This is a genomic window from Streptomyces sp. NPDC060035, from assembly GCF_042736635.1.
GTDB lineage: Bacteria > Actinomycetota > Actinomycetes > Streptomycetales > Streptomycetaceae > Streptomyces.
The window spans coordinates 208,838-220,790 of the sequence record NZ_JBHWVO010000011.1 but is presented as its reverse complement, the minus strand read 5'-3'; the positions used below and the strand labels follow the sequence as shown (position 1 = coordinate 220,790).

9 protein-coding genes are annotated in these 11,953 nt (G+C 68.2%); 1 reads left to right on the top strand and 8 read right to left on the bottom strand.

Annotation, left to right across the window (positions count from 1 at the left end; translation table 11 throughout):
* Position 1 precedes the first annotated feature (1 nt).
* The 4 genes from ACFWBQ_RS19825 to ACFWBQ_RS19810 form a co-directional block, all read right to left on the bottom strand.
* Positions 2 to 982, bottom strand: a complete 981-nt coding sequence (locus tag ACFWBQ_RS19825; RefSeq protein ID WP_385490416.1) for an ABC transporter permease — start codon at positions 980 to 982, stop codon at positions 2 to 4.
* Positions 979 to 2,034: an ABC transporter ATP-binding protein gene (locus ACFWBQ_RS19820; protein WP_385490413.1), complete on the bottom strand. Its 1,056-nt coding sequence runs from the start codon at positions 2,032 to 2,034 to the stop codon at positions 979 to 981. Before ACFWBQ_RS19820 ends, ACFWBQ_RS19825 begins: the two co-directional genes overlap by 4 nt.
* A gap of 19 nt (positions 2,035 to 2,053) precedes the next feature.
* The gene (locus ACFWBQ_RS19815) at positions 2,054 to 3,733 is read right to left on the bottom strand and encodes an ABC transporter substrate-binding protein (RefSeq protein WP_385490411.1); all 1,680 of its coding nucleotides are present in this window, start codon (positions 3,731 to 3,733) and stop codon (positions 2,054 to 2,056) included.
* A gap of 138 nt (positions 3,734 to 3,871) precedes the next feature.
* The gene (locus ACFWBQ_RS19810) at positions 3,872 to 4,846 is read right to left on the bottom strand and encodes a LacI family DNA-binding transcriptional regulator (protein WP_385490408.1); all 975 of its coding nucleotides are present in this window, start codon (positions 4,844 to 4,846) and stop codon (positions 3,872 to 3,874) included.
* A gap of 302 nt (positions 4,847 to 5,148) precedes the next feature.
* On the opposite strand from ACFWBQ_RS19810, the gene ACFWBQ_RS19805 reads away from it, so the two are divergent.
* On the top strand, positions 5,149 to 7,017 hold the full coding sequence (locus tag ACFWBQ_RS19805; RefSeq protein ID WP_385490406.1) for a ricin-type beta-trefoil lectin domain protein: 1,869 nt from the start codon (positions 5,149 to 5,151) through the stop codon (positions 7,015 to 7,017).
* 13 nt (positions 7,018 to 7,030) lie between these two features.
* On the opposite strand, the gene cimA is transcribed toward ACFWBQ_RS19805, so the two are convergent.
* From cimA to ACFWBQ_RS19785, 4 genes are all read right to left on the bottom strand, one after another.
* Entirely contained in the window at positions 7,031 to 8,638 is a 1,608-nt protein-coding gene (gene cimA / locus ACFWBQ_RS19800) for a citramalate synthase (protein WP_385490403.1), read from the bottom strand.
* A 373-nt stretch (positions 8,639 to 9,011) separates the two neighbouring features.
* Positions 9,012 to 10,115, bottom strand: a complete 1,104-nt coding sequence (locus ACFWBQ_RS19795) for a branched-chain amino acid aminotransferase (RefSeq protein WP_385490400.1) — start codon at positions 10,113 to 10,115, stop codon at positions 9,012 to 9,014.
* Positions 10,116 to 10,384: 269 nt separating this feature from the next.
* Positions 10,385 to 11,428, bottom strand: coding sequence for a 3-isopropylmalate dehydrogenase (locus ACFWBQ_RS19790; protein WP_385490398.1), 1,044 nt, complete (start codon positions 11,426 to 11,428; stop codon positions 10,385 to 10,387).
* A 118-nt stretch (positions 11,429 to 11,546) separates the two neighbouring features.
* A complete protein-coding gene (locus tag ACFWBQ_RS19785; protein ID WP_385490396.1) occupies positions 11,547 to 11,675 on the bottom strand; it encodes a hypothetical protein in 129 nt (42 codons plus the stop codon).
* Positions 11,676 to 11,953 lie beyond the last annotated feature (278 nt).

Genomic DNA, 11,953 nt, shown 5'->3' with positions numbered 1-11,953 from the left:
GTCAGGCCTCCTTACGGGTGCGCGGGTCGAGGAGGGCATAGATCATGTCGGCCAGCAGGTTCGCGGCGAGCACCGAGAGCGTGATGATCAGGAAGACGCCCTGCATCAGCGGGTAGTCCTTGGCCCCGACGGCCAGGAAGAGCTGGTAGCCGATGCCGGGATAGGAGAAGACCATCTCGACCAGCAGCGTGCCGCCGACGATGAAGCCCAGGGAGAGGGCGAATCCCGAGATGTTCGGCAGGACCGCGTTGCGGGCGGCGTAGCTGAACATCACGCGCCGCTCGGAGAGCCCCTTGGCCTGCGCCACCATGACGTAGTCCTCGGAGGAGACGGTCACCATCATGTTGCGCATGCCGAGGATCCAGCCGGCGATGGCGCTCAGGACGATCGTCACGCCGGGCAGCACCGCGTGGTAGAGCGCACTGGAGATGAACGGCCAGTCGAAGGCCGGGACGAGGGAGTTGTCGTACCCTCCGGCGGCCGGGAAGAGCGGCCACTTCACGGCGAACAGGGCGATGGCGATGAGGCCCAGCCAGAAGTAGGGGATGGCGGAGATGAAGGTGGTGACGGGCAGCAGGCCGTCCAGCCAGGAGCCGCGCCGCCAGCCGCTGTAGACGCCGATCCCGGTGCCGAGAAGGAAGCTGATCATCGTGGTGACCCCGACGAGTGCGAGCGTCCACGGCAGTGACTGGGAGATCACCTCGCTGACCGGCGTCGGGAAGAAGGTGAACGACAGACCGAGGTCGCCGTCCAGGAGATGCGACCAGTAGTCGGTGTACTGGTCCCAGATGGACTGGTTCTCGTCGAGTCCGAACAGTGCCTTCAGGGAGGCGATGGCATTGGTGTCGAGCTGGCCCTGGTAGCGGCTGATCAGCGCCTCGACGGGGTCACCCGGCATCATTCGCGGGATCAGGAAGTTGATGGTGATGGCGGCCCACGCGGTGACGGCGTAGAAGGCGAGCCTCTGGAGCATGTACTTCACTTGCCGGCCCCCTGTGCGGTGGTTCCGTCGTACAGCCAGCAGGCGGCCCACTGGCCGTCCGCCAGGTCGAAGCGCGGCGGCAGCTCGGTGCGGCAGCGTTCCATGGCCTTCGGGCAGCGGGGGTGGAAGCGGCAGCCGCCCGGCGGGGAGATCAACGAGGGCGGTTCGCCGCTTCCGGTCTCTTCCTGCGCCCGCTCGTCGGCCACCCGGTCGGGGTCCGGCGCGGAGGCGATCAGCAGCTGCGTATAGGGGTGCGCGGGGCTCTGGGTGACGGTCTCGCTGTCCCCGCCCTCGACGATCCGGCCCGCGTACATCACCAGGGTCGTGTCCGCGAAGTAGCGGGCGGAGGCGATGTCGTGGGTGATGTAGAGGATCGCGAGGTGCATGCGCTCCTTGAGGTCGCGCAGCAGGTTGAGGACGCCCAGCCGGATCGACACGTCGAGCATCGACACCGGCTCGTCGGCCAGCAGCACCTGCGGGTCGGCGCCGAGCGCGCGCGCGATCGCGACGCGCTGGCGCTGCCCTCCCGACAGCTCGTGGGGGAACTTCTCCAGGAACTGCTGAGGAGGGGTCAGCTGGACCCGCTCCAGCAGAGCGGCCAGGTTCTTCTCCAGGTCCACCTCCCCGTTCCCCGCCCGGCCGTGGATCTTCAGCGCCCGGGTGAGGTGGTAGCGCACCGTGTGCACGGGATTCAGTGAGGCGAACGGGTCCTGGAATATCAGCTGGACCTGTTTCACATAGGTACGGAAGGACCGGCCACGTCCGGCCTTCACCGCCTTGCCGCCCATGTGTATCTCGCCCTCGGTGAGCGGATACAGCTGGGCGAGCAGCCGTGCGACGGTGGACTTCCCGGAGCCGGACTCCCCCACCAGGGCCGTGACGGTGCCGCGCCGGAGCTTCAGCGAGACGTCGTCGACGGCGTGGACGGTACGGCGTCTGCGGGCGAGGATGTCGCCGCCCGTACGCCGCACGGGGAAGTGCTTGGTGACTCCGCGTGCTTCGAGGACCACATCGGTCTCGGGGTGCACGTCTTGGGGCTGTTCGGTGCTCATGGCCGGTTCTTCCCTGTACTTACTTGGCGGGCGTCAGGTTCAGCACGATCTCCAGCGCGGTCGGCTGGGTGTGCTGCGGCGGCGCGTAGGGAGAGGCTTCGGTGGGCCAGCCCGCCCAGTTCTTCGTGGAGTACTCGGCACCGATGGGCGCTGCGGCCGTCGGGATGACGGGGGCTTCCTCGACCATGATCTTCTGAATGACGTTCAGGGCCTTGGTGCGGGTGGCGTCGTCCTTGGCGTTGGCGTACTCCTTGAGCGCGGCGGTGGCCTCGGGGCTCTTGAAGCGGCCGAAGTTGCCGAGCTGGGCGCTCTTGCCGATGGGCTGGAGGATCGCGCCGTCCATGATGTTCTGGTACAGGTCGTACGGCGTGGCACCGCTGTTGGTCCAGTGCAGAGTGGCGTCGAAGTTGCCGGTGGCGACGTCGTTGCCCCAGGCCTCGGCGGTCTGCGTCTTGACCTTGGCCTCGATACCGAGCTGCTTGATGTTGTCCTTGATGATCGCGAGCCCGGTGATGTAGTCGTTCCAGCCGGCCGGGTCGGTGAGGGTCAGCTTCACCGGCTTGCCGCTCGGGTCCTTCAGGACGCCGCCGCTGAGCTTGAAGCCCGCCTCGTCGAGGATCTTCTTGGCGCCGGCCACATCGGGCTTGGTGGTGGCGTTCTTGTACTCCGGCGCGAGGAACGGCTCACCTGCGGGCAGCGGGATGCCGGTCGGGTTGGTGATCTCCGGGTAGAGGGTCGCCTCGGCCTGGACGTAGATGGCCTTGCGGTCGACGACCATGGCCATCGCCTTGCGCAGCGCCGGGCTGTCGAACGGCTTGCGGGCGGTGTTGAACCACAGCCCGTGGATGCCGAGGCCCGAGGGGAACCACAGCTTGTGGTTCTTGGGGTCCTTGGACACGTACAGCTGCTTGTAGTTCGGCATGAAGACGAACGACCACTCGACCTTGCCGCCCGCGAGCGCCGTGGTCGCCGCGCTGTTGTCGTTGTACGCGGTGTAGCGCAGCTCCTTGACCTTCGTCTTGCCCTTCCAGTAGGTGGGCGTGGCGGTCAGGGTGGTGGTCTGCGGGGTGAACGTCTTCAGCTTGTACGGGCCCGAGCCGATCGGGGTGCGGTTGGGCCAGGTCTCCGGGTTCTCGACCTTCTCCCAGATGTGCTTGGGCACGATGAACGTCTGGATGATCTTGTTCTGGTTGACGAACTGGGATTCCTTGAAGGTCAGGACGACCTTCTGGCCCTCGACGGTGATCCCGTCGAACGGGATGCCGTTGCCGTTGAGCGCGGGGTGCTTCTTGAGGAGCTCGAAGGTGTACGCGACGTCCGCAGCGGTCAGCGGCTTGCCGTCGGCCCACTTGGCCTTGTCGTCGAGGCTGAAGGTGACCTTGGTGAAGTTGGCCTCCCACGTCCAGTCCGTCGCCAGCCAGGCATCCGCCTTCTCGGTGGGGCGGATCTGGTTCGTCATCGCCAGCGGCTCGTAGATCATGTGGCGGTAGCCGAGCACGGCGCCCGCCGACGTCGACAGGAACGGGTTGCTGTTGTTCGTCTGCGGCCCGTCCGGCTTGCCGATGGTCAGAACGCCGGAGGCCCCGGCGCCGCCCCCTTTGTTGGCGCCCGAGTTGGCGGACGAGCAACCGGTGGCGAGTGCGACCACGGCGGTGGCAACGGCGACCGCTCTGAGCGTGGTGTGACGGCGTGCGGACATGGCGACTCCAGGAAGGACTGCGGGTCTGGGAGATCCGGGATACGGGCAGCGCTCGGCGCGCCGGTTACGGGTCGTGCGACTACGGGTGGTGCGTCGTGAAGGACTTCAGGAACGGACGGGGCCTGTCGGCCCTGCCCGTTACGGCGCCGAGTGGCGCACGACCAGTTCGGTGGGCAGCACGACCGGTTCGTCCGGTACGGCGGTGCCGCCCAGGTGGGAGAGCAGCAGCCGCGCCGCCGTCTCGCCCATCTGCCGTGTGGGCTGGTGCACGGTGGTGAGTGGCGGTTCGGTGTGTTCGGCCATCGGGATGTCGTCGAAGCCGACCACCGCGATGTCGTCCGGCACGCGACGGCCGGCGGCCCGCAGGGCCCGCAGGACACCCGCCGCACTGATGTCGTTGTGGGCGAAGACCGAGTCGAACTCCGTACCGGCGGCAAGGAGTTGTTCCACCGCCAGCCGGCCGCAGCGTTCGGTGAAGTCTCCGCTCACGACCAGATCGGTGGGCAGGACCGACCGGAATCCTGCGAGCCGGTCACGTACGCAGCCGAAGTTCTCGGGTCCGGTGAGGACCAGGGGCCTGGTGCGTCCGGCTGCCCGCAGATGGCGGGCGGCCGACGCGCCTCCTTCGTAGTTGGTGGTCACGACGGAGGGGAATTCCGGGTGGTGGCCGCGATCGTCGATGAGCACGATCGGCAGACCGGACCGGTGCAGCTCGGTGAGGTGGTCGAGCGTGTTCTCCGGTTCGACGACGACGAGTCCGTCGAAGGCGCGCGCCGACACCTGGCTGGTGAAGCGCTCCACGGACTCGGCACCCCGGTTGCAGGTGAAGAGCAGCAGTCCGTAGTCGGCGGCCTCCACCGTGTCGACGACGCCCTGGAGCACTTCGCCCATCCAGGGCCAGGTGAGCGAGGGCACCAGCATCCCGACCGTGCGGCTGCTGCCGCGGGCCAGTCCGACGGCACCCGAGCTGGGCACATAGCCGAGATGTGCGATCACTTCACGAACGCGGGCGGCCGTGGAACCGTCGACGTCTCCCTTGGTGTTGATGACCCGGGACACGGTCGTCTTGCTGACGCCGGCCTGACGGGCGACATCGGCGATGGTGACACGCAACGGGGCCTCCAGGGACAAGGCAGGACAGGTCAGGGCAAGCGGTGGACCACGACTTCGGTACCGGTTCCGCAACCGGTACCGGAACCGGTACCGGCGTTGCGGCTGGAGTTAACCCCGCCGGAACAGAGCCGTCAATACTTCACGCCGAGATTGGTCCGTACCCATTGTCGAAGCAGGTCCGGCGAGCCGTTCGTTCACTTCTTGAACGTACGAATCTCTTGACGCGAACGCGTAAGAGCAGTTCACTCACGCCTCGTTCGACGGCACTTCCCCCACGCCCCTGCCGAGAAAGGCAGCAGCCCATGATCCGAACAAGCAGAGCGGCGAGAGTCATCGTCGCCACGGCGCTCGCGACCGCAGGCCTGGCCGGGCTCTCCTCCGGTACCGCGCAGGCGTCCGGCGAGAGCGTGAACATCGTGCTGACCACGACGGACGACTCCGGTGGCCGCCATGTGACCCGGGGCCTCCAGGCACAGACGCCGGTCTCCTTCGGCGCAGGCAACGGCGGCTCCGGCACGAACATCACGATCGACGAGAACACCCGGTACCAGACCTTCACCGGCGGCGGCGCCTCGTTCACGGACACGGCGGCGTGGCTGATGAAGGGCAGCGGCGCGCTCAGTCAGGCCACCCGCGACGAGACGATGAAGAAGCTGTTCTCCCCCACGGACGGCATCGGGCTCTCCTTCGTACGCAATCCGATGGGCGGTTCCGACCTGGCTCGGTTCGGCTACACGTACGACGACATGCCCGCCGGCCAGACGGACCCAAATCTCGACAACTTCTCGATCGCACACGATCTGCAGGACGTGCTGCCGCTCACCAAACAGGCCAAGCAACTCAACCCGGCCCTCACGACGGTCGCTTCGCCGTGGACCGCGCCGGCCTGGATGAAGGACAACGGGCAGCTGAACGGGGGCTGGCTGAAGGCCGAGAACTACGGCGCGTACGCCAACTACTTCGTGAAGTACCTCCAGGCCTATCGGGACCAGGGCATCGCGGTCGACTACGTCACCGCGCAGAACGAGCCGACGTGCTGTTCGGGCTACCCCTCGATGAGCTGGAACGGCTCGGGGCTCGCGTACTTCACCAAGAGCGAGCTGCTGCCCAAGCTCCAGTCCGCCGGCCTCGCCACCAAGGTGCTGGCCCACGACTGGAACTGGGACACCTACGACGCGTACGCCGCCGCGACGGTCGACGACGCCGCGGTGCGCAACCACCCCAACTTCGGCGGGATCGCCTGGCACGGCTACGGCGGTGACATCGCCAAGCAGACCGCCGTGCACAACCAGTACCCGGAGCTGAACGCCTTCCAGACCGAGCACTCGGGCGGCACCTGGATCGCCGACCAGCAGCGCGAGGACATGCTCAACATCATCGACTACACCCGCAACTGGGCGAAGTCGGTGACCAAGTGGTCACTCGCCGTGGACCAGAACCGCGGCCCGCACAACGGCGGTTGCGGCACCTGCGACGGGCTGGTCACCGTGCACAACGGGGACAGCAGGCACGGCCAGGTCGACTACACCGTCGAGTACTACACGATGGGCCACCTGACGAAGTACGTCCGGCCGGGCGCCGCCCGCATCTCCTCGACCGCCAGCTCCACCGTGCCCAACGTGGCCTGGCGCAACCCGGACGGCTCCAAGGCCCTGATCGCCTACAACGGCTCGGCCTCGGCCCAGCAGGTCACGGTCAACTGGGGCGGGCAGAAGTTCACCTACTCGCTGCCCGGTCGCACGTCGGCGACGTTCACCTGGTCCGGCACCCAGTCCGGATCGTCCGGAACCTCCGGCGCCCTCACCGGCATCGGGGGCAAGTGCCTGGACGCCACCGGCAACACCCCGGCGGACGGCACACCCGTCCAGATCTGGGACTGCACGGGCGCGGCCAACCAGCGCTGGACGGTCTCGGGCGACGGTTCCATCAAGGTTCTCGGCGCCTGCCTGGACGTGACCTCGGGCTCGACGGCCGACGGAGCAAAGGTCCAGCTGTACAACTGCAACGGGTCGGGGGCGCAGCGCTGGACGTACAACTCCTCGACCGGGGACGTGGTCAACACGGCCGCGGACAAGTGCCTCGACGTGACCGGCCAGTCCTCGGCGAACGGGGCCCTCGCCCAGATCTGGACCTGCACCGGAGCCGCCAACCAGAAGTGGCGGCTCCAGTAGGGGCTCCGGCGGGCTAGTCGGTGGGCTCGACGCCGGCCCGCAGCAGACCGTAGGTGTACGCGTCCTCCAGGGCCTGCCAGGACGCGGCGATGACGTTCTCGGCCACGCCGACCGTCGCCCAGTCACCGGATCCGTCACCCGTGGTGATCAGCACCCGGGTGGTGGATTCGGTGCCGGTGCGGCCCTCCAGGATGCGGACCTTGTAGTCGACCAGCTCCAGCTTGGCCAGCTGCGGATAGATCCGCTCCAGACCGACGCGCAGCGCCCGGTCCAGGGCGTTGACCGGGCCGTTGCCCTCGGCCGTGGCGACGATCCGCTCGCCCTTCGCCCAGAGCTTCACGGTCGCCTCGTTGGCGTGGGTGCCGTCGGGACGGTCCTCGACGATCGCCCGCCAGGACTCGATACGGAAGTAGCGGCGGGGCCTGCCCTCGACCTCCGCGCGCAGCAGCAGCTCGAAGGAGGCGTCGGCCGCCTCGAAGGTGTAGCCCTTGAGTTCGCGCTCCTTGACCCGCGCGACGACCCGCCCGACGAGCTCCCGGTCGTCGCCCAGGTCGATCCCGAGCTCCTTGCCCTTGAGCTCGATGGACGCGCGGCCCGCCATGTCGGAGACGAGCATCCGCATGGTGTTGCCGACGAGCTCCGGATCGATGTGCTGGTACAGGTCCGGGTCGACCTTGATCGCGGAGGCGTGCAGCCCTGCCTTGTGGGCGAAGGCGGAGACACCCACGTAGGGCTGGTGGGTGGACGGGGTGAGGTTGACGACCTCGGCGATGGCGTGCGAGATGCGGGTCATGTCGGCGAGCGCGCCCTCGGGCAGGACGGTCTTGCCGTACTTGAGTTCCAGCGCGGCGACGACGGGGAAGAGGTTGGCGTTGCCGACCCGCTCGCCGTAGCCGTTGGCGGTGCACTGCACATGGGTGGCGCCCGCGTCCACCGCGGCAAGGGTGTTGGCGACCGCGCAGCCGGTGTCGTCCTGGGCGTGGATCCCGAGCCGGGCACCGGTGTCGGCGAGGACGGTGGCGACGACGGCCTGGACCTGGGCGGGGAGCATGCCCCCGTTGGTGTCGCAGAGGATGACCACGTCGGCGCCGGCCTCGGAGGCGGTGCGCACGACCGACTTGGCGTACTCGGGGTTGGCGCGGTAGCCGTCGAAGAAGTGCTCACAGTCGACGAAGACCCGGCGGCCCTGTTCGCGGAGGTGGGAGACGGTGTCGCGGACCATCTCCAGGTTCTCCTCGAGGGTGGTGCGCAGGGCCAGTTCCACATGGCGGTCGTGGGACTTGGCGACCAGCGTGATCACCGGGGCGCCCGACGCCAGGAGCGCCTGGACCTGGGGGTCCTCGGCGGCCTTGCCCCCCGCTCTGCGGGTGGCGCCGAAGGCGACGAGCTGGGCGTGCTCGAAGGTGATCTCCTGCTGTGCGCGGGCGAAGAACTCGGTGTCGCGGGGGTTGGCACCCGGCCAGCCGCCCTCGATGAATCCCACACCGAAGTCGTCCAGATGCCGGGCGATGGTCAGCTTGTCCGCGACCGTCAGGTTGATGCCTTCACGCTGCGCTCCGTCGCGCAGGGTGGTGTCGAAGACATGGAAGCTGTCGTCGGAGGCCGTGGCCTTGGTGGTCATGCTGTCTGACTCCTGTCGGTGAGCGGATCCGGACGAATCGGCTCCACTTGCCCCCATCATCTCGCGCGCCTCGCCCCGGCCGTGGTGGGGGCCGGAAAACGAAAAAACCCCTCGCGGGTGCGAGAGGTCTGCGCGCGGGTCTGGGGCACGATGGCCGTGCCGTACGAGGTGGTACGGGACGGTCACTGCGGACCGGCGCGCCTGCTGCCGATAATCATGGCGAACGAGGACACGCACGCAGTCTTGCACAGCACCGCGCCCGCACTCCGGCCCGTCTCAGGATGCGGGCGTGATGTCCGCCGCGCCGGGCGGGACGGCGCAAGGGCCGCGCCCTGCCGGGTGCGGCCCTTGCCTGCGTACGACCGAGGCGACCTCAGCCGAGGGGGTGCATCCAGCCGTGGGTGTCCTCGGCGATGCCGCGCTGGATGTCCAGCAGACGCTCGCGCAGCCTGAGGGTGACCTCGCCGGGCGTGCCGTCACCCTGGGTCCACTCGCCGTCCGCGGACTTCACCGTGCCGACGGGCGTGATGACGGCGGCGGTGCCACAGGCGAACACCTCGGTCAGGGTGCCGTTCGCCGTGTCGTCCCGCCACTGGTCGATGGAGACGCGGCCCTCCTCGGAGGCGTAACCGAGGTCCTTGGCGACGGTGAGCAGCGAGTCACGGGTGACGCCGGCGAGCAGCGAGCCGGTGAGGGAGGGGGTGACGATCCGCTTGCCGCCGTCCTCCTGGTCGTACACGAAGTAGAGGTTCATGCCGCCCAGTTCCTCGACCCACTTGTGCTCGACGGCGTCGAGGTAGGCGACCTGGTCGCAGCCCTTCGCGGCGGCCTCGGCCTGGGCGAGGAGGGAAGCGGCGTAGTTGCCGCCGGTCTTGGCGTCTCCCATGCCGCCGGGAACGGCACGCACCCGGTCCTGGGAGAGCCAGATCGAGACAGGCTTCACACCACCGGGGAAGTAGGCGCCGGCAGGCGAGGCGATGACGAGGAAGAGGTACTCGTTGGCGGGCCTCACACCGAGACCGACCTCGGAGGCGATCATGAACGGGCGAAGGTAGAGGGACTCCTCACCGCCGTGGGCCGGAACCCAGTCCTTGTCCTGCTGGACCAGGGCGTCGCAGGCCGCGATGAACGTCTCGGCCGGCAGCTCGGGCATGGCGAGCCGGGCGGCGGACCGCTGGAAGCGCGCGGCGTTGGCCTCCGGGCGGAACGTGGCGACCGTTCCGTCGCTCTGGCGGTAGGCCTTGAGACCCTCGAAGATCTCCTGCGCGTAGTGCAGGGTCATGTTGGCGGGGTCGATCGACAGCGGCCCGTACGGGACGAGCTGGGCGTCGTGCCAGCCGCGGCCCTCGGTCCAGCTGATCGTCACCATGTGGTCGGTGAAGTGGCGGCCGAATCCCGGGCTGACCAGGATCGCCTCGCGCTCCGCGTCGGACAGCGGGTTCGAGGAGGGCTTGAGCTCGATCGTGGGCGTCGTCATGAGTGCGTGTCCTTCACCGGTCTTGTGTGTGATGGACCGCGCTCACGCCCGCTCCCGTCCGACACATACCAGACAGGTTGTAGGACGTCCGAGCTCTCCCGCAAGCCGCGGCCCCGCGTTCGATTATCTCTCGCGGGCGTCCGTGCACGAAATGGTGCGCTTGCGGTGACGTGATTGCGGTCCAGGGGTCGATGGTGGCACCCGGAGACCGCAAGGTGAAGCCGCCGGGTGCGGATGCGACCCGGCGGCTTCGAAGTGGAGGCGTCGGGTCAGCTCGCTACGCGTACCGCGAGCGCGTCACCGATCTCGTCGGTGGTCCGCGCCGTCTTCCCGTCACGCTCCGCGAGGTCGGCGGAGACGGCCTCCTCGATGCGCACGGCCTCGGCCTCGTAGCCGAGGTGCCGCAGCAGGAGGGCGACGGAGAGGACCGTGGCGGTCGGGTCGGCCTTGCCCTGGCCCGCGATGTCGGGGGCAGTGCCGTGGACCGGCTCGAACATCGACGGGAACGCGCCCGTCGGGTTGATGTTGCCGGACGCGGCCAGGCCGATGCCGCCGGTCACGGCAGCGGCGAGGTCGGTGAGGATGTCACCGAAGAGGTTGTCGGTGACGATGACGTCGAAGCGCTCCGGCTGGGTGACGAAGAAGATCGTCGCGGCGTCGACGTGCAGGTAGTCGGTGGTGACCTCGGGGTACTCGGCCGCAACCTTGTCGAAGATGTTCTTCCACAGGTGGCCCGCGTACACGAGGACGTTGTTCTTGTGGACCAGCGTCAGCTTCTTGCGCGGGCGGGCGGCCGCACGCGCAAAGGCGTCACGGACGACGCGCTCGACACCGTAGGCCGTGTTGACGCTGACCTCGGTGGCGATCTCGTGCTCCGTACCGGTGCGCAGGGAACCGCCGTTACCCGTGTACGGACCCTCGGTGCCCTCGCGGACAACGATGAAGTCGATCTCGGGCAGGCCTGCCAGCGGCGTCGCGGTGTTCGGGAAGAGCTTCGACGGCCGCAGGTTGATGTAGTGGTCGAACGCGAAGCGCAGCTTCAGCAGCAGCCCGCGCTCCAGTACGCCCGACGGCACCGACGGGTCTCCGATGGCGCCGAGCAGGATCGCGTCGTGGCTCTTGAGAGCCTCCAGCTCCGCATCCGGGAGGGTTTCACCGGTGCGGTGCCAGCGCTGGGCGCCGAGGTCGTACTCCTTGGTCTCCAGCTTCACGTCCTGCGGGAGAACAGCGTTGAGGACCTTGAGGCCCTGGGTCACGACCTCCTGGCCGATACCGTCGCCGGGGATCACTGCGAGATTGAGGCTGCGAGACATAACGGCACCCTAGCCCTCCGTCCCACCCAATGACATCCGCTGTCCATGATGCGGACACCGCATGCGGACGGCGCAATGCGTACGGCGAGCCCGGGGGCCAAGGGCGCACCGAGGGCCGTCAGTGGCCGGTGGAGCCGCCGTTGTCCCGGCGGTCGAGGGCCCGCTGCAGAGCGGCGGCGGCGTTCTTGCGCTCCGAGTCGGTCGGGCGGGGGGTGTGACGGACGCGGCGGACAGTCGTCTCGGCCATGGTGGATCGACTCCTTGAGATCGCGTGGATTTCGAGATCGGGACTTCGGGGAAACGTGATGTCGAGATCAGGATTTCGAGGCGCCGGAAGGGGCGGGGAGCGGTGCCGCAGGGGTTGCCTGCTTCGGGGCACGTGCTCGCGACCGCCAGTCGCTGGATCATGCGAGTCGTTCGGCTTCTACAAAGTTAGGACAGCTCGGGCCATCTGTCTCTACAGATACTCGGACTTCCTACTATCTGAGACGGGCACGCGAGCGCCACGTGCTACGGGCGCCCCTG